24 protein-coding genes and 1 tRNA gene are annotated in these 19,712 nt (G+C 61.4%); 15 read left to right on the top strand and 10 right to left on the bottom strand.

Annotated features, from left to right (window positions below):
• The first annotated feature begins 617 nt into the window (after positions 1-617).
• The 6 genes from AC07Y0_RS13635 to AC07Y0_RS13610 all read left to right on the top strand — a co-directional run bounded on the left by AC07Y0_RS13635 (position 618) and on the right by AC07Y0_RS13610 (position 6,238).
• Complete coding sequence (locus tag AC07Y0_RS13635; protein ID WP_498678096.1) at positions 618-1,295, top strand: sugar transferase; 678 nt, start codon at positions 618-620, stop codon at positions 1,293-1,295.
• Positions 1,296-1,359: 64 nt separating this feature from the next.
• Positions 1,360-2,628, top strand: coding sequence for a polysaccharide biosynthesis/export family protein (locus AC07Y0_RS13630; RefSeq protein WP_498678095.1), 1,269 nt, complete (start codon positions 1,360-1,362; stop codon positions 2,626-2,628).
• Positions 2,629-2,635: 7 nt separating this feature from the next.
• The gene (locus AC07Y0_RS13625; protein WP_498678094.1) at positions 2,636-3,928 is read left to right on the top strand and encodes an O-antigen ligase family protein; all 1,293 of its coding nucleotides are present in this window, start codon (positions 2,636-2,638) and stop codon (positions 3,926-3,928) included.
• Positions 3,925-4,956 (top strand): acyltransferase family protein, encoded by a 1,032-nt coding sequence (locus AC07Y0_RS13620; RefSeq protein WP_498678092.1) that lies wholly within the window; start codon positions 3,925-3,927, stop codon positions 4,954-4,956. Before AC07Y0_RS13625 ends, AC07Y0_RS13620 begins: the two co-directional genes overlap by 4 nt.
• Before the next feature lie 281 nt (positions 4,957-5,237).
• Entirely contained in the window at positions 5,238-5,906 is a 669-nt protein-coding gene (locus AC07Y0_RS13615) for an SH3 domain-containing protein (RefSeq protein WP_498678091.1), read from the top strand.
• A gap of 20 nt (positions 5,907-5,926) precedes the next feature.
• Complete coding sequence (locus AC07Y0_RS13610) at positions 5,927-6,238, top strand: hypothetical protein (RefSeq protein ID WP_498678090.1); 312 nt, start codon at positions 5,927-5,929, stop codon at positions 6,236-6,238.
• A 143-nt stretch (positions 6,239-6,381) separates the two neighbouring features.
• On the opposite strand, the gene AC07Y0_RS13605 is transcribed toward AC07Y0_RS13610, so the two are convergent.
• Complete coding sequence (locus tag AC07Y0_RS13605; protein ID WP_498678088.1) at positions 6,382-6,687, bottom strand: hypothetical protein; 306 nt, start codon at positions 6,685-6,687, stop codon at positions 6,382-6,384.
• 270 nt (positions 6,688-6,957) lie between these two features.
• Here AC07Y0_RS13605 and AC07Y0_RS13600 point away from each other — a divergent pair, with 270 nt between their 5' ends.
• Positions 6,958-7,197: a DUF2798 domain-containing protein gene (locus AC07Y0_RS13600; protein ID WP_498678086.1), complete on the top strand. Its 240-nt coding sequence runs from the start codon at positions 6,958-6,960 to the stop codon at positions 7,195-7,197.
• Between the two features lie 291 nt (positions 7,198-7,488).
• On the opposite strand, the gene AC07Y0_RS13595 is transcribed toward AC07Y0_RS13600, so the two are convergent.
• Together AC07Y0_RS13595 and AC07Y0_RS13590 are read right to left on the bottom strand one after the other, a co-directional pair.
• Positions 7,489-7,818, bottom strand: a complete 330-nt coding sequence (locus tag AC07Y0_RS13595; protein ID WP_498678085.1) for a hypothetical protein — start codon at positions 7,816-7,818, stop codon at positions 7,489-7,491.
• 126 nt (positions 7,819-7,944) lie between these two features.
• A complete protein-coding gene (locus tag AC07Y0_RS13590) occupies positions 7,945-8,373 on the bottom strand; it encodes a hypothetical protein (RefSeq protein ID WP_498678083.1) in 429 nt (142 codons plus the stop codon).
• Between the two features lie 139 nt (positions 8,374-8,512).
• Here AC07Y0_RS13590 and AC07Y0_RS13585 point away from each other — a divergent pair, with 139 nt between their 5' ends.
• Positions 8,513-9,478 (top strand): flagellin N-terminal helical domain-containing protein, encoded by a 966-nt coding sequence (locus AC07Y0_RS13585; protein ID WP_498678081.1) that lies wholly within the window; start codon positions 8,513-8,515, stop codon positions 9,476-9,478.
• A gap of 93 nt (positions 9,479-9,571) precedes the next feature.
• Here the strand turns inward: AC07Y0_RS13585 and AC07Y0_RS13580 are convergent, their stop codons facing one another.
• Positions 9,572-9,970 (bottom strand): hypothetical protein, encoded by a 399-nt coding sequence (locus tag AC07Y0_RS13580; protein WP_498678079.1) that lies wholly within the window; start codon positions 9,968-9,970, stop codon positions 9,572-9,574.
• Between the two features lie 125 nt (positions 9,971-10,095).
• Between AC07Y0_RS13580 and AC07Y0_RS13575 the strand changes: the two genes are divergently transcribed.
• The gene (locus AC07Y0_RS13575) at positions 10,096-10,269 is read left to right on the top strand and encodes a hypothetical protein (protein WP_498678077.1); all 174 of its coding nucleotides are present in this window, start codon (positions 10,096-10,098) and stop codon (positions 10,267-10,269) included.
• Between the two features lie 14 nt (positions 10,270-10,283).
• Positions 10,284-10,360, top strand: a tRNA-Pro gene (locus AC07Y0_RS13570).
• An 86-nt stretch (positions 10,361-10,446) separates the two neighbouring features.
• Here AC07Y0_RS13570 and AC07Y0_RS13565 read toward each other — a convergent pair.
• Complete coding sequence (locus AC07Y0_RS13565) at positions 10,447-11,556, bottom strand: integrase (protein WP_498678075.1); 1,110 nt, start codon at positions 11,554-11,556, stop codon at positions 10,447-10,449.
• A gap of 199 nt (positions 11,557-11,755) precedes the next feature.
• Entirely contained in the window at positions 11,756-12,322 is a 567-nt protein-coding gene (locus tag AC07Y0_RS13560; protein WP_498678073.1) for a hypothetical protein, read from the bottom strand.
• A 129-nt stretch (positions 12,323-12,451) separates the two neighbouring features.
• On the opposite strand from AC07Y0_RS13560, the gene AC07Y0_RS13555 reads away from it, so the two are divergent.
• A complete protein-coding gene (locus tag AC07Y0_RS13555) occupies positions 12,452-12,988 on the top strand; it encodes a hypothetical protein (RefSeq protein WP_498678072.1) in 537 nt (178 codons plus the stop codon).
• 221 nt (positions 12,989-13,209) lie between these two features.
• On the opposite strand, the gene AC07Y0_RS13550 is transcribed toward AC07Y0_RS13555, so the two are convergent.
• Positions 13,210-13,620 carry a hypothetical protein gene (locus tag AC07Y0_RS13550; protein WP_498678069.1) on the bottom strand — a complete coding sequence of 137 codons (411 nt, stop codon included), beginning with the start codon at positions 13,618-13,620 and terminating at the stop codon, positions 13,210-13,212.
• Between the two features lie 82 nt (positions 13,621-13,702).
• Between AC07Y0_RS13550 and AC07Y0_RS13545 the strand changes: the two genes are divergently transcribed.
• The 4 genes from AC07Y0_RS13545 (at position 13,703) to AC07Y0_RS13530 (ending at position 15,082) form a co-directional block, all read left to right on the top strand.
• Positions 13,703-14,032, top strand: a complete 330-nt coding sequence (locus AC07Y0_RS13545) for a helix-turn-helix domain-containing protein (RefSeq protein WP_498678068.1) — start codon at positions 13,703-13,705, stop codon at positions 14,030-14,032.
• A gap of 1 nt (position 14,033) precedes the next feature.
• Complete coding sequence (locus AC07Y0_RS13540; protein ID WP_498678067.1) at positions 14,034-14,288, top strand: hypothetical protein; 255 nt, start codon at positions 14,034-14,036, stop codon at positions 14,286-14,288.
• A gap of 100 nt (positions 14,289-14,388) precedes the next feature.
• Complete coding sequence (locus tag AC07Y0_RS13535) at positions 14,389-14,568, top strand: hypothetical protein (protein WP_498678065.1); 180 nt, start codon at positions 14,389-14,391, stop codon at positions 14,566-14,568.
• Positions 14,569-14,689: 121 nt separating this feature from the next.
• Positions 14,690-15,082, top strand: coding sequence for a hypothetical protein (locus tag AC07Y0_RS13530; protein ID WP_498678063.1), 393 nt, complete (start codon positions 14,690-14,692; stop codon positions 15,080-15,082).
• A 174-nt stretch (positions 15,083-15,256) separates the two neighbouring features.
• Here AC07Y0_RS13530 and AC07Y0_RS13525 read toward each other — a convergent pair whose 3' ends face one another.
• From AC07Y0_RS13525 to AC07Y0_RS13515, 3 genes are all read right to left on the bottom strand, one after another.
• Positions 15,257-17,623, bottom strand: coding sequence for a tail fiber domain-containing protein (locus tag AC07Y0_RS13525; protein WP_498678061.1), 2,367 nt, complete (start codon positions 17,621-17,623; stop codon positions 15,257-15,259).
• Positions 17,624-17,694: 71 nt separating this feature from the next.
• Positions 17,695-18,372: a hypothetical protein gene (locus AC07Y0_RS13520; RefSeq protein ID WP_498678059.1), complete on the bottom strand. Its 678-nt coding sequence runs from the start codon at positions 18,370-18,372 to the stop codon at positions 17,695-17,697.
• Complete coding sequence (locus tag AC07Y0_RS13515) at positions 18,369-19,691, bottom strand: tape measure protein (RefSeq protein ID WP_498678056.1); 1,323 nt, start codon at positions 19,689-19,691, stop codon at positions 18,369-18,371. The genes AC07Y0_RS13520 and AC07Y0_RS13515 overlap by 4 nt, the downstream gene beginning before the upstream one ends.
• Positions 19,692-19,712 lie beyond the last annotated feature (21 nt).

The raw sequence follows: 19,712 nt of genomic DNA, 5'->3' as shown, positions 1-19,712 counted from the left end.
TGACAGCAGAGCCTTTCGTATCCGTTAGCGCGTCTTGAAGGACCGTCATGAGGCCCGCTGCATCGCATGGTGCCGGTCCCTCGCGGGTCAAGTTGGGCGAATCAGGTCGATCGAGGGTGGTTTTGCCGCGTTCTGTTCGCGTCAGGATTGCCATCCATGGGATGGGGCCGGATGAGGGGGCGGGATCGATCACTTATTGTTACAATTTTAGAATATTCGCAACGCAAAATGTGCGGCGCAATATAATGTTGCAACGCAAAAGGTTTCCGCAGGCGCGTGTATTTCCGTGGATCGGGCAACGGCCAGCCGCCTGTGCCAAGAAGATTTGTGTATAGGTGGCAGGCTGTCTTGGCTCGGTTCCAGTAAAATGGCGTGAGCCGGCAAGTCCGGTTCGTCGCATCGCCGGCATCGTCACTTGGCAAAGATCAGGAAATGCGCGGGGCGAACTGCACCTGAACTATGATCGCGAGGCCGATCAAGGGCCGGCGGAACCGCGTTCAGGCCTTGCCTTAAAGTTTGGGCGGATCGGACAAATTGTCACCACACAGTCAACCTTGGATAGGGCATTGCGTCCCGAGGGACCCGACCAATCGCAAAACGTAAATGGAGTTACCTCTATGAAGTCCGCGACTCGATCGGCCAGTTCGCCGTTTCTCCATACGCATACCGCCGCAATGTCGCCGGTCGGCGGAATCCCAAAACGTGGATTCGATATCTTCATGGCCTTGTCGGCCCTCCTGTTCCTCAGTCCCATCTTCCTGATGCTGATGGCGCTGGTGAAATTCTCCGACGGGGGCCGGATCTTCTACGGACATAGCCGCGTCGGCCATGGCGGCCGGCCGTTTCGCTGCCTGAAATTCCGCACCATGCGCGAAGACGGCGACCGGATTCTCAAGGAATACCTGGAGAACAACCCGTCCGCCTACGAAGAATGGCGCGCCGCCCGCAAGCTGCAGAACGACCCGCGGGTGACCACGGTGGGCGGGGTGTTGCGCAAGCTCAGCCTCGACGAGCTGCCGCAGCTCATCAATATCGTCCGCGGCGAAATGAGCGTGGTCGGGCCGCGCCCGGTCGTCGAGGACGAGCTCGAACTCTACGACGCCGCCGCCCAGTACTACCTGCGCAGCCGTCCCGGCCTGACGGGTCTCTGGCAGGTCAGCGGCCGCAACGACGTCTCCTACGAATCCCGGGTCGCCCTGGATTCGCACTACGTCCAGAACTGGTCGCTGATGACCGACATCAAGATCATCGGCTTGACCGTTCCCGCGGTCTGCCTCTCGCGCGGCAGCTATTGAACGCCCGCCCTGTCCGCCTGCGGGCGGACGCGACTGTCCTGAAAACAGCCAAACGGGGATACGCATGTCCATCATCGCCAGCATCGGGGCGCAGCCGCGCTCCCGTTTCGTTTTCCATTTCGCGTCGGCCCTCTTGGGTCTGCTCATTCTCGCTGTGCCACTGGCATCGGCGCGGGCGGACGACTACCGGCTGGACGTGATGGACAAGCTGCGCATCCGCGTTGCCGAATGGCGTACCGCCGAAGGCGCGGTCAGGGACTGGTCCACGGTCAGCGGCGACTACACGGTCGGCGCGTCCGGCACGGTTTCCTTGCCCTTCCTCGGAGAGCTCACTGCCTCAGGCAAGACGACGGCGGAGGTCGCCGAGGAGGTGGGCACGAAGATGCAGCTGCTCTTCGGCCTCAGGGACCGGCCGTCGGCTTCTGTGGAACTGGCGCAATACCGCCCGATCTATCTCGCCGGGGAAGTGCAGACGCCCGGAGAGTATCCTTATGCGCCGAACATGACGGTGCTGAAGGCAATCAGCCTCGGCGGGGGGCTGAGGCGCGGCGAGACCGGACAGCGCTTCGCCCGCGACTTCATCCGCGCTGAGGGCGATTCCTCCGTGCTGGTTGCCGAACGCAATCGTCTTCTGGTGCGCCGGGCCCGCCTGCAGGCCGAGATCGCCGGCAGTGCCGCGATCGCCATGCCGGGCGAGATCAAGGACATGCCGGAAGCCGCCGACCTCCTGGCGAGCGAAACCGCGCTGATGCAGACGCGCGACAAGCGTCTGAAGCTGCAGCTCACCGCGCTGGCCGACCTCAAGACACTGCTGCGAAGCGAGATCGAATCGCTGGCGAAGAAGTCCGAGACCCAGTCGCGCCAGTTGAAGCTGGTCGAGAGCGACCGGGAGAAGGTCTACAACCTCACCGAAAAGGGCCTGACCGTCAGCTCGCGGCGGCTCGCCATCGAACAGCAGGTCGCCGACCTTCAGGCGGGGCTTCTCGATATCGATACGGCCACGCTGAAGGCGAAGCAGGATGTCAGCAAGGCAACCCAGGACGAAACCGATCTGAAGAACGACCGGGATGCGCAGCTGGCGCAGGAACTGCAGAATACCGAACGGGAACTCGACACGATCGCTCTCAAGCTCGGCACGAGTCGCGACCTGATGGCGGAAGCCATGATGCAATCGGCCGAGGCGGCCACGGTCGCCAAGCAGGCGGTTGCCAGCGTCAGCTATGCCATCGTGCGCGAGAAGGACGGCAAGGCGAGCGAGATCCCCGCCGACGAGAATACCAGGATCCTTCCGGGCGACGTGGTTAAGGTGGCCGCGGGCCTGGCGATGCGGTGAGGTCGGGATGCGGATCGCCAAGTCGAGCCTGATCGATCAGGGACGAAACGGAGCCTATGGCACGGTCGCGATCGCGCTGTCGCTCTTCGTCTTTGCCTATTCGGCGCGGTTCGGCCAGGTCTCGATCCTTGCCTACTATGCCCTGTGGCTGCCGCTGGTCCTCATCGACTATCGCCGAGTGCTCGGAAACTATGCCCGCTATTCCTGGATATTCGCCTTTGCCGTCTTCGCCTGCCTGTCGGTGTTCTGGTCGGCCGCTCCTTCGCTCACGGCACGAACCGCCGTGCAGTATCTCTCCCATGTCGTCTGCGCACTGATCGCCATGCGCATCATCGACGTACGCACGCTTTCGCGCGGCGCGGTGCTCGGGACGGGGCTGGTTCTTGTCTATTCGCTGCTGTTCGGGGTCTACCATCTCGATCCGCTGGATGGCGGCTACAGTTTCGTCGGGGCCTTCGCCTCGAAGAACCAGCTCGGCTTCTACGCCTCGCTCGGCGTCTATTTCGCTTTTGCCGCAGTCTTCCTGCTGGGCGAGCGGCGGCACTGGCTGGTGCTGAGCGGCGGCGTTGCCCTGCTCGCCGCCTATGCGCTCGTGGCGTCCCAGTCGGCCACCTCGGTGCTCACCACCGCAGCGATCGTGGCGGTGGCACTCGGGGTGCGTCTCCTGCAGGCGCTGAGGCCGGCGAGCCGCCGCAACCTGTTCCTTGCCGGTCTGATCCTGGCAATCGCCGGCGCCTTTGCTTTCCTCAATGCCGGCGGAGCCGATCTCGTGCTGGGCGCCTTCGGCAAGGATTCGACGCTCACCGGGCGCACCTATCTCTGGCAGCAGGGCTTCGAAGCGGCGCGGGCCAATCTCTTCTTCGGCATCGGCTACCAGGCCTATTGGGTCCAGGGCTTTTCGGAGGCGGAGCGCCTGTGGGAGGAGTTCTTCATTGGCTCGCGGTCGGGCTTCCACTTCCACAACACCTTCATCGAGACCGTGGTCGAAACCGGTGTGGTCGGCCTTGCCCTGCTTTGCCTCGTTCTCCTGGCGACGATCTTCGGGCATCTCCGACGGGTCCTGACCCGCACCGTCGATGCTGACTCGGCCGTTCTCTTCGGCGTGGCCGCGCTGCTGGCGATGCGCGCCTTCGTCGAGATCGACATCCTGACGCCCTACCATGTCGGATCGTTCCTGCTCTACTTCTCCGCCGGCAAGCTGACGGAACTGCGCCGGGCATTGCATTTCCGGTTGCCGGACCTTCCCGCCACGGCTTACCAGCGCACCGGCGCAAGCCCAGTTGCGGGTACGCCGTCATGATCTCGCTCCCGCAGCAAACGCTGAGCGGCATCCAGTATCTGCGCGCGGCGGCGGCGATCGCCGTGGTCCTGTTTCACGCAGCGGAGAAGACGGGCTATCATTTCGCCATCGGTGCGGCCGGCGTCGACGTGTTCTTCGTCATCAGTGGCTTCATCATGTGGGTGGTGAGCGCCCGCCGCGAGCCGACGCCCCTGCAATTCCTGCGCGCCCGCATCCGCCGCATCGTGCCGGTCTACTGGCTGGCGACCGCCGTCATGGTTGCGGGCGCCCTGGGCGGGCTCTTTCCCAATCTTGTCCTCTCGCTCGAGCATGTGCTCGCATCGCTGTTCTTCATTCCGGCCCGCTCGCCCAGCAAGGGCGGAATATGGCCGGTGCTGGTCCAGGGCTGGACTCTGAACTTCGAGATGTTCTTCTACGTGGTCTTCGCCGGCACCTTGCTTCTTCCCCGCGCCTGGCGCCTGCCGGCGATAGGCGCCCTGTTCGGCCTGCTGGTGATCGCTGGTACATTATTCGTCCCCGACAATGCGGTGCTCTTGAGCTTTACGCGGCCGATCATCCTGGAATTCGTCGCCGGCATGGTGATCGGCGAGCTGTGGCTGAAGGGCAAGGTGCCTTCTCCGGCCATGGGTCTCGCCCTGATCGCGCTTGCGCTCTCCGGTTTCGCCACGATCCAGGTTGCCGGCCTGCCCTTCGATGCGCTGGTCTGTGGACCGCTGGCCGCGGCGTTGGTCGTCGGCGTGCTCGCCCTCGAAGCCGGACGCCGCATTCGATTTGTCCCGGTCGCGGTTGTCCTGGGCGACGCCTCCTACGCCATCTATCTCTGGCACACCTTTGCGATTTCGGTCATTGCCAAGGTCGGCGCATCGATGGGCGTACCTGCGCCGGCAGTCTTCGCCGCCGCCGTGCTGGCAGGGATTTGTGCCGGCGCGCTCGGTTATTACCTGCTGGAAAAACGGGGTCTGGTCACCGCATGGCGAGCATTGCGCGAATGGTTCGCCCGTCCAGTCTCGCGAAGCTATGAGAAGTAGCCCGGTCCAGCCGGGCATGTCGCAAAGCCATCTTTAGGGCACGACTAGCCGAGGCTCGCCCTGATTTGGCGCTCCGGCCATTTTCGCCGAATTTCTTCCGGAACGGAGCGGCCGCCAATCGCCCTCCCGTCCGTGGCATCGACGCCCGTCCGCCGCGCCCTCCTTACCGGCTGATACAAAACTCTACAATTCGCAACGAGCGGGAAAGACGCCAGCCAAGTCCGGCCCGCACTCTCGAGCCATTCCCGCTGCCCCGGCGGGATTGGACTTAGGAGAGAAAGATGCTGAACAGACTTCTACTGGCGCTTGCCGTCCTGGCCGGCGCTTCGACGGTTGCCGCAGCGGCGACCGTCGCCGTGGCGACCGGAAACGTCAATCTGCGGGCGGGTCCGTCCACGGCCTATCCCGTCGTCACCGTGGTGCCGGTCGGCGCCCGCATCGTCACCCGTGGCTGCGTGGCCGGATATAGCTGGTGCGACATTGCCTATGGATCCTATCGCGGCTGGGTCGCGGCCAGCTATGTCCAGGTCGTCTACCAGGGCGCCCCGGTGGTGCTGACGCCGGCCGTTGCCCCGGTCGTCGGCGTCACCGTCGTGACCTATAACCGGGTCTACTGGGACACCTATTATGCCGCCTATCCGTGGTACCGGAACTGGAGCGTCTATGCCCGCTATCCGGCCGGCCGGGTGAACGCCTACGACCGCTCGGTCGACTGCGCCGACGGCAGTTGCACGGCGAACCGCTCGGCGACCGGTGTCTATGGTGGAACGGCAGACCACACCCGCACCTGCTCCGGCGGCGAGTGCACGGCGACCCGCAATGTGGTCGGTTCTTCCGGCAACAGCGCGTCCCGGGTGCGCAATTGCAGCGCCAACGATCGCACCTGCACGGTGACGAGGACCGGCCCGCGCGGCGGCACGGGGACCGGCACCCGCGTCTTCAGGCCCTGAGGGAAGGAGGCGAAACGATCATGCGATTGACCGCACTCGTCACCCTGATGGCGTTTTACGTCGCGCTGGTCCTGCCCGTGTCCGCGCAAGCGCAGATGCCGGTGGCGCCGGACACCGGCGACAGCGACGACTACCCGATGGCGGAGATCTGCCTCCTGCCGGACGGAATGCGAGGCAACACCTGCGCGGCCTTCTTCCTCGACGAGGACGGCTACGAGATCTGCCTGCGCGACGAGACACGCGGCCGGATGCGCTGCTCGAGCAGCCACGGCACGAAGGACGACCAGCCGCAAGCGCCCGAGGCCCGCCCCTCGGGGATGTTCGGCATCTGAGGGCCCTCGACAGCCGCAACCGCCCGCAGGACGGTCAGGTCAGGCGCAGGGCAGGCAGTCGGGTGATCGGGTACACCGGCGGTGGCAGGCCGAAATCACGTGTGGGGGCGTGGCGCACTTCGTCGTCTCGCCTCGCAGGTCCCTTACTCGCACTTGCCCGGAACGTCGAGCTTGTAGGTCGTCTTGCCCGGGCCGTCCGGCAAAACGGGAATCAGGTAGACCAGGAGATCGCATTCCTGGGTTCTGACCTGCCATTCGCTGGCTCCGTCCTTGCGCGTGCCGGTGTTGGAGATCGAGCCAATTGGCGCTTGGCGCACGGCATCCGCGACAGCGCTGCTGGAAAGGATGGTGGTGATCTTTTCCGCGCTGTCGTAATAGCCCGAAAGGGCGGCGGCGGCCGGCGTGGCAAGAGCGGCGCAGGCGAGTGTGGTGGCGATGAGATGCTTCATGCGTTCTTCCCTTGAGAGCGCGCCAGCCTCCCACGGGTTTGCCGAATTCGCAAGACGAGCCGATGCCGTCCGGCGCCGGACTTGACTTTCTACCAGTCTGCGTCCAAGCAGCGCCTGCCGAAAAAATTTGAGACCGGTCTGGTTATTCCGGTCCCCGCCTTGCGGGATATGGTCGCGCTTCGCGAACCCACGGCACCAACCCCAATCCAGGGTGGTGCCGTGTCAGTTTTTGGCTCCTGTCACGCCCGACCCTTAGACAGTGAGACCGCTATGTACGACAAGAAAACCCTGCTGCTTGCCCAAGTCCTCATCACCTTCATGATGGCCACCTCCATGTCGGGCATCATGTCCGTGCTGGCCCTCGGCCCCACCCTCGAGTGGCTGCAGGCCTGGCCCCGGCTGATTGCCACGGCCTGGCCGATCGCCTTCGTCCTGACGATGTTCGTCAGCAAGATCGGCTTTGGTCTCGCCGTCAGGATCTGCGGAAGAAAGCCGGTCGCGGGCGAATAAGCCGCTGTTCCGACGGTCTGCCGCCGTGCGCGCGGACGACACCCGGATGTTCAGCGGCAGATCCAGTCGCAACAAAGCCCGGGGGCCGGGCATTGCCGGCCGGACCGGTGGCGCCGCCGTCACCGCGGACCGGCGCCGGCTTCGGTCAGATCACCGTGAAGTCGGCTGCGGTGAGGTTGAGCCAGTGATCGAGATGGGCTATCGCCACGCGGCCTCCGGCTGCGCTGCCATTGCTGTCAAGGCCCGCCGGTTTCCCCCGGCGGGCACAAGGGCAGCGGCGAGGCGTGCCGCTTATTCCTGGATCGTGTATTCGCCCATCTCGCACAGGTTCTGCGTATCGGTCGTGGTTTCGAGATCGTCGCCCTGGAATTCGAAGCGCATGTCGTAGTCGCACTTGTCGCGACCGTCGGCGATCGTGATCTGCATGCTCTCGCCCGGCTCCAGAACGTCCTGGCCGAAGATGTCGTCTTCCCACTTGTCGACGCCGACCGGCGAGGTGTGGAAATTGTTCAGCACCGACTTCGTGCCGTTCTTCAGCGTGAAGACGAGATCTTCCGCTTGCGAGGCGCCGGCCGACAGAACCAGCGTCGAAGCAATCAGGGCGAGTTTCAGTTTATGCATGTGAGACAATCCTTTGACACCCAATATCGGGCGAGGGGGATCTATCGCGATCGCCGCTGAACCCCGAGTGAATGGGCCGTTATCTTTTCATTCACCATGCGGGGGAGGGGCGCCGTCGGCCGACGTTCACCCGCGAATCTTCACCGGCCGCCAGACGATTGTCTCCGGCGTGCGGTCGAAGGGCGGCTCCATCAGGGTCACCCGGCAGTCGCGCACATCGCACACGCTGCAGCGGAAGGGCAGGCTGCGCAGGTCGCGCCCGTGGCCGTAGAAACCGCCAAGGTCGCTGGCGAGAAAGCGCGCCTGGCGCCCGCAACGCCGACAGGTCGCCACCACGAACATGTGGTGCCGGATTGCCTTGCCGAGGGTGTCGATGCTGACGGCCATCAAAATCAAATGAAACAAAACGAGAACGTCGTCAAGACCGCGCGAAATCCGGCACGAGGCTGTCGCGTCCGGCGCCTGCGCCGGGGAGGACCGGCATTTCCACCGCCCGACAGTCACACCATGTAATATACTGAATATTAACCATAAAATCCAAAGCGCGTAAGGCAAGTGTTAACCCTAACGCATGTATAACCGGCTTGCTTCCAGTCGGTAGTGCGTTCGTGAGGCGTGTTGGTTTTGAGTGTCTTCTGGGAGGGCGTCATCCACGGCGCCCTCCGCAAGAGACCAGGTATTGCGTAGGTGTTGTATGTTGAGTTTTAACACGAATAACGGCGCTATTCTTGCGCTGGACGTCCTCAGATCGACGACGGGCAATCGCGACGACACTCTGTCCCGGGTCTCTTCCGGCCAGCGCGTCGCCACCGCGGCCGACAATGCGGCCTACTGGTCGATCGCCACGACCATGCGCTCGGACAACAAGATGCTGTCTGCCGTCGAGGATGCCCTCGGCCTTGCGGGCGGGATCGTCGACAGCGCCACCAGCGGCTACTCGGCCGCCACCGACGTGCTGGTCGAGTTCAAGAAGCTGCTGGTCCTGTCGCGCGAGGCGGGGATCGACCGGGACAAGATCAATACCGATCTCGACCAGTTGAAGGATCAACTGAAAAACATCGCCAATTCGTCCAGCTTCGCCGAACAGAACTGGCTGAGGCGCACCGATGTCACCGACGATGCCGATCGCCAGCTGGTCGGTTCCTTCCGGCGCGATGCCGACGGCGGCGTGACGGTGACGAACATCACCTACGAGATCGCCGGAACGGCCGGCACCTCAGACGTCAATTTCCTGGTCGACGACCTGTCGGGCGACAGCGGCATCCTGACGGGTTCCGGCTTTGCCGCCGAGCTCGGCACCTCCAAGGACTGGGTGCTGTTCAACGGTGAGAACGGCGGCGCCTATGACGAGATCACCCTGACCGACACGACGACCGGCGCCGAGATCGAGGAAATGATCAGCGTCGTCGACGCCATGGCTGAGCGCACCATCGAGGTCGCGACCGTGCTGGGCGCCATCGGCACCCGCATCGAGCTGCAGTCGGAATTCACCCGGGACCTGCAGGATTCGATCGAGTTCGGCGTGGGCAAGATGGTCGATGCCGACCTCAATGCCGAATCCACCCGGCTGAGGGCCTTGCAGACCCAGGAACAGCTCGGCATCCAGGCTTTGCAGATCGCAAACTCGGGAACCGAACGCTTCCTCGATCTGCTGCTCTGACGGTCCCCCCCCGGACCATACCGATACAAGAAAGCGCTCCGGTCCCCGCCCGGAGCGCTTTCTCCTTGTCGCGTGCGGATGCGTCGCCGGCGGTCACTCGCCGGCGAGGAATTCCTCGCAATAGCTCTTGCCGCCGGTACGCTTGTCCACGACCGTGCGAATGCCGCGGATCACATAGTCCGGCGAGACCGTCAGTTGCACTTCGCAACGCAGGTATTCGGTGCGGGCGGGCGTCAGGATCTTGCCCTTCTTGCCATTGCCGAGGTCTTCGTAGACGGCCGCGACGGTGCGGTTCTTGTAGCCGCCGCGCCAGGTGTAGAGTGTCGTGCCGCCGGTCTCGGTATCGGTGGTGGGCGGGCCGAACTTGGCGAAGAAGGCGCCGGCCTGCTGGCCGTTCCAGCGCGCTTCGATCGGGTTCTTGGCGGCACCCGTTGTGGTGCATCCGGCAAGCGCCAGCGCAAGGCCGGCCATGGTGATCACGCGGAAATTCATTTCTCTGTCCCTTGAGCTCATGTCGGCGAGAGCGCCCGCCCGGAGACCCCAGATTCTCCGCCCGTCGGCGACGCTTCGCGTTTCAGGCTTTATCGTCAAACCGGCGGGGAGGAAATCATATCAGCATGATCGAACGCATGTTTTTTGTCCGTGATGCCGACCTGCCACGTTTCGCCTTGCATTGCGGGCTCTTCCGGATGCCTGCGGCGGCTGGCGAAGGCGCGCCTGTCACGAAATTTTTGTCTTTCGGCGGAATTCTTCAAATCACCGCTTGTGCAACAAAAAACGCTGGTCTATAGAGGCGCCGCTGGCACGGAGTGTAGCGCAGTCTGGTAGCGCACCACGTTCGGGACGTGGGGGTCGAGTGTTCGAATCACTCCACTCCGACCAGCCGAAAACCCCGCTTTCGCGGGCTTTTTTCTTGCCTTGTTGGCAAGCCCCGGTTTTCGCTCGGCAATGAATACGGCAACGAATGGTCAAGTTCTTCTTCCTGCCCTCCCTGACGTGAATGCCGCACCAACGCCGGCTTGATGATCCGGATGATGATGGCCGTACGTCTTTTCCAGCGTCTCCAGGGTCATGCCGAGATAGCCGGACGCTTCCCATTTATCGGTAGCTGCCTGCATCAGCCAAGTCGCCGCAGTGTGCCGCAGTGTATGTCTTACAACCCCCTCGGCATCCGCCCCCAGAACGTCGTCAACGAGGTTCCGAAAAGCACGCTTGGGGTCGGCGGGCTTGCCGTTGTACTCAACGACATATCGTGCGCCAAGACGGTGCCACCGCCGCATATGAGCGAGCAGACGACCTGGCAGGCGGATCGGTGGGGCGCGCTTGTTCACCGCAATGATCTCCCCCTCCCATGCGCGGTAGAATACGCCAGCGTCGAGGTCTATGAACGGGCGACCTTCCTCCTTGACGAACGATGCCTGCCAGATGCGTGAAGAGCGGCTTCCAGTATAGACGGCGGCGAGGGTGAAGCGTGCGATATGGACGGTCGGGCGCCATTTATTCGGCGTGCCGCGGTACGTGCTCCGCTTCCTGTATGCCGCCCAGATCAGCTTCGCCAGCATCGAGCGGTCCAGATGCTTGACGCGACCCTTTGCCTTTGGAGGTAGCGTGACTGTGACCGCCTGCCGGGTGACATTGTCGGCGATAGCCTGCCTGCATGCGGCTCGCAAATCCTCGAGCTCGCGCCTGGCGCCGTTTGGCGTGCCTCTACGCCTCGCATAGTCTGCGCACGTCGCACTGGTGATGTCGTCGAGGGTCTTGTCGCCCCAATATGCCAGTAGGTTTTCCGCCCTTGCGGCAAGCTCCTTCGGTCTAGTGGCCGTTTCGCTCTTCAAGGTCAGGTAGTGCGCCAACACCTCCGCTATGCTGACTTCTGACGCGTCTCGTCCCCTCTTGGGCGGCGTGGCGATGAACTGCCGCGCGATGTGTTCGGAGAGTGCCCTTTCAGCCCCTTCACGATCAGACGCGCCGCAGCCAGTGCCATGCTGCTTTCCGCCGTCGAGAATGATCCACGTGGCGGCTCTGTCCTTGCTCGCTGGTCGGAGCCATAGCCTGGCTGGTTTGCGGGCACGCGACATGCTTGCTTCATCTCCTCTATCGATCGAAGCGTGGTGAAGTCCTTTCCGGCAATCCGCATGACGATCAATCGTCCCCTGCAGGCCTCACGACGCAAGCCGCTTACGGTCATCCCGCCTTGAGGAAATGCCACGCGAACAATGTCCGCCAGCCGGACAGGATCGTCAGGCTGGATGTTATCGTTGGCGGGGGAGGGGATCATCAGTGCATCGAACCGGATGACTGTGTCGTCGCCGACGCGATCATCTGCGCAACGACCTGCCGCTGGCGGATATCCCGCTGCTCGACGGCGCGTTTCTCCTCGGCTTTAGCTCGGCGCCTATCCTGCGCTGCGATTGCCTTCTGGCGCTTGTGACGTTCATGGAGCCGGTGCAGTTCGAGAACAGCCTTGTCGTTGAACGCCTCATGAAGTGCCTTCAGGCCGGACCGCTCCGCCCACTGGGGAGGATCGATATCGCAGTCCTCCGTCCAGCCGCTGTCATCTGGGTATTGGTGGTGCTCTTTCTCCCGGAAGATGTCGGGCCCGTGGTAGAAGTCGCGGTTTTCCTTCATCACCTGCGGCGTCTGCTGGATCCAGATGGCGACGCAGATCGATGCGAGTTCCGCCATATCAGGAACCAGCGTCAGGATGTGGGCCGCGAGCCGGCGAGCTGCGTCGCGATCCTCTGCGGACCGCTGCTCATCATATTTCCGGTTCGGTGGATCGTCCATTGCCGTGAGGCCCAGGACGAGAGCGGAGGCGATTTCAGTATTCGACAATCCAGTCATGGTTTCTCCTTCTTCAGATTCATTTGCGTTTTGCACAATAAGCAAATGAGGTCGCTTGTCAATCTCTTTTCCGTTTTGCGCATTTAAGATTTATGGTAGTGGCTAATCTGCATCAACATCGAGGACGTAATGGCCACTCCGAAACAGCTTGTTGCGAAAGTCGCAGAAATCACTGGCGTTCCTGAAGGGACTGTAGTCCAGCACGACCGGAACCTGTCAGTAGCCGAACTGCGGACGACAGGCGGGCGAGGACTCGCGGTTGCCAAGGTTACATTCGAGGACGCAGCTAATTTGCTGATCGCCGTCGCAGGAAGCCGGAACGTGAAGGACAGCGCCAGGACGGTGCTCGCATATCGAGATCTTGTCGCTTCGCAGCCGCTTGAGTTCGGTGATGTTGAGCGAGGGCATACTTTTGGGGATGCGTTAGCCGCTCTACTTGAAGCAGCCCCGAAAGATCGTGACGCGTTCGCCGGCCCCTATGGCGGCACGATCGATGTATCCATGTTCGGTCCGTCGCCGGCCGCCAGGATAGAATGGAACCTGCCAACTAGTCACGGGACGGTCGAGTACAGTGGAGAGCACAGCCGCGCCTTCGCCGATCTACAGTTCGTGTCCAGGTTCACTCAGGTCACAATCGGTCATATCGGAGACCTTGTTTCCGATTGAATAAGGTGGCGCGATGGTGGCGGCGCGTAACGCCTTTCGCAGTTCTGCCGCAACATTGGCTCGAGCTCGCCTGTCTGACGCCGTGTTGGCCATCACCTGGCGGACCGCACGGTCGCCGAAGCGGAACTCGATCAACAGGTGGCGACATTCCCTGACCAGCGTCCAGCCGTCAGCGCCGACTGTATCGGCGATGACGTTCACATCGCGGACCGCCCTCGCCTTCATGCTGCGGCAACGGCCTGTGCGGGCTCGCCGAAGGAATCGCCATCCAAGAACGTCGGAGCGAACCATTCGAGTCGATAGTTCTCACGGCTGATGCCAGCGGTTCGTTCGATGAAATGAATCAGAGAGATCGCGAGGCGATGCATCCGATCAAGCCGCACCAAATCCGTCTCCTCGCCCTCGCTTATGCCTTCGATGTCGCCTGCCAGCACGGCGGCAAACATCAGGGCGGCCTCAGGCGAGCCGGCGGGATGCCATGACGCCTCTTCTACCAGTGTTCCAACGCGTCCGGCCAAGATCCTGCAGGCGCGCTGTCGCGCCACGTTGGTCGCGTCGTGCTTCTTGATCGTGCGGTGGACCTGGCGCACCAGTTGGGTGGCGACGTGATAGGTATTGGTTTCGTTAACCATGATCTTAGTTCTCCGTTGCTCAACATTTGATGCCTCAGGTATTATTTGATTCCTGAAGCGTCGTCAATACCTGAGGTATCAAATGTTGAGCAGTGAGCAGGTGCGCGCCGCGCGTGCGCTATTGCGTTGGGAGCAGAAGGAGCTGGCAGATGCGAGCGGAGTCTCGCTTCCATCCATTAAAAGGCTGGAAACGCAGCATGGAGAATTGGCGGCACAGCCACGAACTGTAAGCGCCATTCGTCGCGCCTTCGAAACCTTCGGCATCACCTTCATCGACGATCATGCAAACTCGGCCGGCGGAGGGCCTGGCGTACGCCTTTCCGCGTCTCCGGACACGCCCAAGAGCGACGATGAGACAATCCAATACAAGGAATACTTGAATCCGGACGCCAGTTTCGGCAGTGGCGGGTGACATGAAGCAGACCGTTGATCTGCTCGCCGCAGTGAGCCGCATGCGTGACCAATACCGCGGCGGCAAGGTCGACCGAGACATTCTTCGAAAATGGATTACCGGACTCGGTTCATATCCGGCGCCGCATGGTCCTCCCGTCGATGCCGCCAAGGCATGGTTCGCGCAGCCGCTTGCCGAAGTCACGGAAGCGGTCAGGGACTTGGATATAGAGCACTTATCGGCCATCGTCTTGACGCCGCCCACCAACGAGCGCTAGCTTCTCATTGGCGGCTTCACCACCCGTCAACCACCACACGAGATCTAAAAAGCTTTCGGCATACGTGCCGGCGGCAGATTTTACCTTGGTGGAGAGGCGAATGCCCTACGATATCCCGAAACTTCGAAAACACCTTCTGATGGCGGCCGAACTCGTTGACCGCTATCCAGACCTGATGCCTCTGCTGGAGCGAGTGGAGCGCGAGTACGATCTGGCCGTCGCCCATGGCACCACGCTGTCGCGGGTTCAGGCCAAGCTCGAGCTCGCCAATGACGATTGAACCCCGCCTGCTAACGAGGGCAGAGGCGGCGGCTTTGTGTCGGATATCCCCGTCGACGTTCAGTCTATGGGTGGCTAAGGGCACCATGCCGCCCGCCCTCCCTGGGACGCGACGGTGGGACATGCGCGCGATTGAGGCCAAGTTGGCCGAGTTGAGCGGCCTGGCCGTCGTCGTCGTCGAAGATGCCTTTGATAAATGGGAACGCGAAAACCGGCAGAGCGATAATCGGCAAGTCGAGTCTCTGAGTGAATGGCGCGAGAAGAAGGAAAGGCGCCGCGCGAAGCACCAGCCGCGCATGGGTCTCGACGCCAAGCACGAGCGAGTTCTTTTATTCATGGCTGATAGGCCAGACTGCGACGTGATCGAGATGATTCCGGGTGCCGGGCCGGTGATCATGCGGCGCCTCGTTGCTGTCGGCGCGTTGAAACAGACGTCCGGCGACCGATACGAACTGACGGATGAAGGCCGCGAGGAGGTGGTTCGGATCCGGAAGTGGCGCAATTTGGCGCCATGAGCGCCTCAAGGTGATTACGTCAGCGACGACGCTCAAGCGTGCCGATTTTCGGGAGGCTTATTGTCCAGGCCGTGAGATCCTGGTGCATTGCACCTCCCGAAAATTCCGCTTATGCTTTTTGGCAATATGGATGATGCTGCATAAAGCCCTGTTTCAACTTTTTGGGACGAAAACCTATTTTCCCTCCAACTCTTTGACCTTCGCCGATAGTTCCTGAACCGCTCTAATCAGCGGGGCAATGAATTGCTCATAGCGAAGGGAAAGAAAGCTGTCGGGGGCAGTCAGGTCGTCGATGACGAAGCCGCCGAAGTCCAGGCCTTCAGGCAACGAATCCCTCACCTCTTGAGCGACAAGCCCAAAGTGCTGACGTTGGCCCACCCGTTCAACTTCAATAGGCCTCCTTTCGACCTTCTTGACCCGCTTCATTTTAGGAACTGCCCTCATGACGGGTTCGCGGACGGTATCCGTAAGGGGGATAATTCGAGGCGGTCGCGGTACCTCTACAACCGTTCCGTCCAGGTCACGCACTACCACCGGCTCTTGCGGGGTGATTTCAACCAGTGGCAGCCCGTCTTCGCCAAGGCGAGGCTTCTTAACGTCCCTGAAAACAAGCTCTCCCGTTCTCGGATCTGTAGCCTGTACCGGATCATCATAGACCGGTATTTTACCGATCTCTTTGTGATCGATGACAACTTCCTTTTCGCCATCGAAGTACCGTTCCTGTCGGATTATTTCTCCCTCTGCGGTTTCAGGTTCTTCAACCCATACCTCTTTCTCGGTCCATTCGATGTCCCTTCCGCCCTCTTTTAGCCGATAGGCAACAGGTCGCTGCTTGAGGATGAAGTCGAGCCCGAGGGGGCTGTCAATGACATCCTTCTTAAGACGAGAATCTGACCCAATGGTCGGTGAGTTGACGAAGTAAGCGTTGGCAAATCGGCCAGTCGTCGCAGCTCCTATCGAATAAGTATTGTCAGCGCCTGGAATGAGGCCACCCGAACTCATATAAAGACGAACCGAACCACCAGCGCTGAAGCCAAGCTGGTCAGATCCAAGGCGGTACATGCCTGTGTCGGGATCTGAAATGAATGAATAGGACGGGAACAAAGCACCCCCGTTACCTACATAGCTCCTTCCGACACCATCGACTTTGTAGAACATGGTCGCCGCGTTCCGGTCCTCGCAGGCAGTGATAATATTCTGCCAAAGCGCACCAGTCGCAAGTTTGGCCTGATCAATGTGGACTGCGGAGTATGGAGCGCCGACCTGAGCCTCCAGATAGACCCCGTAACCTGTCCCCGACGATACGCCTCCAGGGCTCTCCGCAAAATTGAAGAGCCCTTGGACGCGCTGTGTGGGGGTTCCGACAGTATCGATTCGCTTTACGGCACTTTCCAGCGCCATCACTCCACCGGAGCCTCCGCCAACCTTTTCTACGTCGACCAGGATGCCGCCCGCGTCGCCCAGAGAACTTTGGCCGATGAAGATATCAAGCCCGTCTATTTCACCCTGATCAGGGTTCGTGAAATAGTTCTTCTTCGATACTGAGAAATATGCGGCCACATCCGCTAGATCCGGGCCATTCCCGCCACTCCCCTGGACCTTGCGGTCCACTGCTAGTGTGCCTCGGGACCCCCCTGTCTGTGCATCGTCATCGCTTGACAAGCGATGCGATGCAAGGAACGCTCCGCCGTATCGACCATTGTCCCACGCCTGCGTTGTGCTGGTGGAATGCATGGTGAAGCCCAGGTCAACGTTCCGCTGCTGGACGTTGATATCAGACGCAACCTGACTTGGGGTACGAGCCTCATAGCCCGACAAATCGGACTTTTGCCTTAAGTAATTCAAGGCGACGGGCGTAGGAAGATTGTTGCTAGCGGCAGATGCAGCTGCAGCCGCAGCTGCCGCCTCAGCAGCCGCCTGTGCAGCCTCGGCCGCGGCCTGGATCGCCGCGGCCGATTGATCGCTCACCATCCGGAACGTCGAGCCAGTGATCTTGCCAAGAAGTGCCATGCCGGCGACAAGCCCGCCGATCGCGACGTCGTTGCCGGCCGCGGTCTTGATCGTGAGTGCCGAACCGCCGTTGAACGCGACAGTAACCGGCGATGCCGTGTTGGCTTCGAAGACGTTCAGGAGAATGAGCGCCGATTCCGAAACCGGAAGCGAGCTCGTGGCAACGATCGCGTTCGCTGTGCCTGCGCCAGCATCGGTGGCGATGATCACGTCGTAAGGCAGGTCAAGGATGCGCGTCCAAGAGCCGGTGCCAGTGCCGCCGACCTTGACGTATATGCCGTTGTAGGCTGCCGTGCTGTCCGCGTAGACCCATGCCGTGACGTCGGCGACGTGCGCCAGGTCTGCATAGAGCAGAGCACGGGTAGATTTGGCGATCGAACCGGCGCCAGACGAGTAGGCGTCAATTGCCGTCTCGACATCCGTGCCCCAGGTGCGAACATCCGACTTGCTGATGTTGTGATTGCCAGAAGACGGGATTCCATCCGTCTCGTAATTGCGCCAGACAGTGCGGGCGCTAGGGGAAATTGTCATGGATTCTCCATACGGAAAACCCCGCTCAAGGCGGGGCTTGTGTAGGTTGATTTTTGTGGCGGCGTTAGGCGCTAAGCGGCCTTGCGGAGTGGGTCGATTTTCTCACCGACCACGTCGGGCCAGGTGTGCAGTGTGCGCTGGTCGTAGCCGTCAGCCCGAACGATCGTCAGGTCGATGTGTCCGCCGACGCTGTAAAATGGTTCGCGATCCGGATCTGACGGATTGGTCATCTTCTGCCTGCGCATGCTCTCAAGGAAAAATATCGCATCACGCTCGAGCCCGTCTCTGATCGAAACCGGCCTGTATTTCTCCAGGTCTTCGCCAGTCGGCGCGGCGCCCTGCGCAAAGCACCTCCGCATTTCTTGAAGCGTGAAGGCTGGCACGCTGCTAGCGTGGTCACTAAACGTGCTGAATACGTAGCAGACAGGCCCTCGTGTTTCGGAAATGGCGCCGATTGCCATCCGCATGCCAACGTCGCCCATGGCCTCGTCGCGGACCGCATCAAGCGAGCCGGCAAGGATGGCGAGCACGTCATCAACCGAATTCGTTGATTCCGCAGCCATCAGGATCATGGCGGCTAGCGACGATGTTTCGGAAATCGTGCCGCTACCAACGATAGCCAATGGCACGACGTCAGACGTCATCACCTTGCAGTGTGAACCAAGGAAGACGCCATCCGGCGAGTAGGCCGCCCCATCGCTCAAGATCTCGACACGGTCCGTGTACGGGCAAAGAATAAACGCTGTCATTGGGCAGCCTCCGACATGATGAAAATCGTTCCGCAGACGGACTTTTGAGCGTCGGTCTCCGCCTGAAGCGCCGCGGTGCGCTCGCGGATCTGCTCGACCTCGCGCGCGTATTCGGATTGCTTTGACTTGCCGCCGCCCTTTGAGCCGGTGCCTGATCCTGATGGCGGTGCAAAATCCTTGATGGATACGGGATTGACGGCAGGTGTTGGCGCTGCAGCGGGTAGTCGTCCGGTCTTCGGTGACGCGGCCGTGCTAAACGCTTGGTCAATCCTGCCTTGAATCGCGCTGTTGTCCTGCGTCTCAAGACCGAGATACTGGAGCGTCTTGTCGACTTTCCCTAGCGCCCCATAGATATTCGGAACGCCGACGCCAAGCTCCTGCAGCATGCTGATGGCGCTGGCGATCTTGCCGACAAAGTATGCAATATCGCTGTCCGCGACCTGCACCAGAATATCGCCAATGCGCGTCACAATGGCGCCTAGCTGCTCGATCGCGCCGCCAAGCGCGGTACTTGCGCCGGTTGCCACGTCTAGCTTTCCGGCAACGTCAATTAGAGTGTTCTGGAGTCGCTCAAACTGCTGAGACGTCGTCAAAGTCGAGTTGGCGACTTTCTGCTCAAGAATGACCGAGCCGGCCTCGAAAGCGCGGAAGAACGCTTCCGATGATACCTTGCCATCAACGATCAATCCGCGGAGTTTTGCGACCGATCCGCCCGCCTCTTCCAGGCCGGCAGCGGCCGCTTGCGCAATCGGAAGCGCACCATCCAAGACCGCATTGAATTCCTCGGCGCGAACGGTCCCGGAACCAAGCGCCTGGCTAAGCTGCAGAAGGGCGCCACTTGCCGTCTGTGCGTCAGTGCCGGCAACTCGAAGAGCCACGGCAACGTTGTTGGTAAAGCCGAGCAGTTCTTCGGTTGATACGCCAAGTTCTTTCTGCACGATCGACGCGCGACCGTAGAGCGTTACCAGGCTTTCAAGCGGCGCCGCGTTCTTCTGAGCAGACGCAAAAAGAGACTGGTAAACCCTATCTAGCTCGACGCCAGACAAGCCCGCGACCTTAAGCGCGTTCTGGATTCGCGTTGCCGCGTCAATCAATTCCTGCGCGCCGGCTAGAGATGCCTGCGCGGCGAAAGCTCCAGCTATCTGTGCGCCAGCACGCGCGAACGCGGCGCCGATGGCGTTGCCAGACGCTGCGGCCTTCCTCTGTATGGCTCCAAGCTGTTTGTTGGTAATTCCTTGTGCGCGGGCCATGCCGCGCTCATACTTCGTCAGATCAGCAGAAAGAGAGACAACGAGCTTTTCAAGATCTGTCGCTGCCATCAGTTTGCACCCACGCGTTTA

It is taken from the genome of Allorhizobium sp. GW101-3B10, assembly GCF_059424725.1.
The sequence above is the reverse complement of the archived record's forward strand: the minus strand, read 5'-3'. Positions and strand labels throughout refer to the sequence as shown.

Excerpts from the sequence above, each read along its gene's own strand:
- AC07Y0_RS13635 (WP_498678096.1), top strand. The coding sequence starts at position 618 with ATGAAGTCCGCGACTCGATCGGCCAGTTCGCCGTTTCTCCATACGCAT.
- AC07Y0_RS13630 (WP_498678095.1), top strand. The coding sequence starts at position 1,360 with ATGTCCATCATCGCCAGCATCGGGGCGCAGCCGCGCTCCCGTTTCGTT.
- AC07Y0_RS13625 (WP_498678094.1), top strand. The coding sequence starts at position 2,636 with ATGCGGATCGCCAAGTCGAGCCTGATCGATCAGGGACGAAACGGAGCC.
- AC07Y0_RS13620 (WP_498678092.1), top strand. The coding sequence starts at position 3,925 with ATGATCTCGCTCCCGCAGCAAACGCTGAGCGGCATCCAGTATCTGCGC.
- AC07Y0_RS13615 (WP_498678091.1), top strand. The coding sequence starts at position 5,238 with ATGCTGAACAGACTTCTACTGGCGCTTGCCGTCCTGGCCGGCGCTTCG.
- AC07Y0_RS13610 (WP_498678090.1), top strand. The coding sequence starts at position 5,927 with ATGCGATTGACCGCACTCGTCACCCTGATGGCGTTTTACGTCGCGCTG.
- AC07Y0_RS13605 (WP_498678088.1), bottom strand. The coding sequence starts at position 6,687 with ATGAAGCATCTCATCGCCACCACACTCGCCTGCGCCGCTCTTGCCACG.
- AC07Y0_RS13600 (WP_498678086.1), top strand. The coding sequence starts at position 6,958 with ATGTACGACAAGAAAACCCTGCTGCTTGCCCAAGTCCTCATCACCTTC.
- AC07Y0_RS13595 (WP_498678085.1), bottom strand. The coding sequence starts at position 7,818 with ATGCATAAACTGAAACTCGCCCTGATTGCTTCGACGCTGGTTCTGTCG.
- AC07Y0_RS13585 (WP_498678081.1), top strand. The coding sequence starts at position 8,513 with ATGTTGAGTTTTAACACGAATAACGGCGCTATTCTTGCGCTGGACGTC.
- AC07Y0_RS13580 (WP_498678079.1), bottom strand. The coding sequence starts at position 9,970 with ATGAATTTCCGCGTGATCACCATGGCCGGCCTTGCGCTGGCGCTTGCC.
- AC07Y0_RS13575 (WP_498678077.1), top strand. The coding sequence starts at position 10,096 with ATGATCGAACGCATGTTTTTTGTCCGTGATGCCGACCTGCCACGTTTC.
- AC07Y0_RS13565 (WP_498678075.1), bottom strand. The coding sequence starts at position 11,556 with ATGTCGCGTGCCCGCAAACCAGCCAGGCTATGGCTCCGACCAGCGAGC.
- AC07Y0_RS13560 (WP_498678073.1), bottom strand. The coding sequence starts at position 12,322 with ATGACTGGATTGTCGAATACTGAAATCGCCTCCGCTCTCGTCCTGGGC.
- AC07Y0_RS13555 (WP_498678072.1), top strand. The coding sequence starts at position 12,452 with ATGGCCACTCCGAAACAGCTTGTTGCGAAAGTCGCAGAAATCACTGGC.
- AC07Y0_RS13550 (WP_498678069.1), bottom strand. The coding sequence starts at position 13,620 with ATGGTTAACGAAACCAATACCTATCACGTCGCCACCCAACTGGTGCGC.
- AC07Y0_RS13545 (WP_498678068.1), top strand. The coding sequence starts at position 13,703 with ATGTTGAGCAGTGAGCAGGTGCGCGCCGCGCGTGCGCTATTGCGTTGG.
- AC07Y0_RS13540 (WP_498678067.1), top strand. The coding sequence starts at position 14,034 with ATGAAGCAGACCGTTGATCTGCTCGCCGCAGTGAGCCGCATGCGTGAC.
- AC07Y0_RS13535 (WP_498678065.1), top strand. The coding sequence starts at position 14,389 with ATGCCCTACGATATCCCGAAACTTCGAAAACACCTTCTGATGGCGGCC.
- AC07Y0_RS13530 (WP_498678063.1), top strand. The coding sequence starts at position 14,690 with ATGCGCGCGATTGAGGCCAAGTTGGCCGAGTTGAGCGGCCTGGCCGTC.
- AC07Y0_RS13525 (WP_498678061.1), bottom strand. The coding sequence starts at position 17,623 with ATGACAATTTCCCCTAGCGCCCGCACTGTCTGGCGCAATTACGAGACG.
- AC07Y0_RS13520 (WP_498678059.1), bottom strand. The coding sequence starts at position 18,372 with ATGACAGCGTTTATTCTTTGCCCGTACACGGACCGTGTCGAGATCTTG.
- AC07Y0_RS13515 (WP_498678056.1), bottom strand. The coding sequence starts at position 19,691 with ATGGCAGCGACAGATCTTGAAAAGCTCGTTGTCTCTCTTTCTGCTGAT.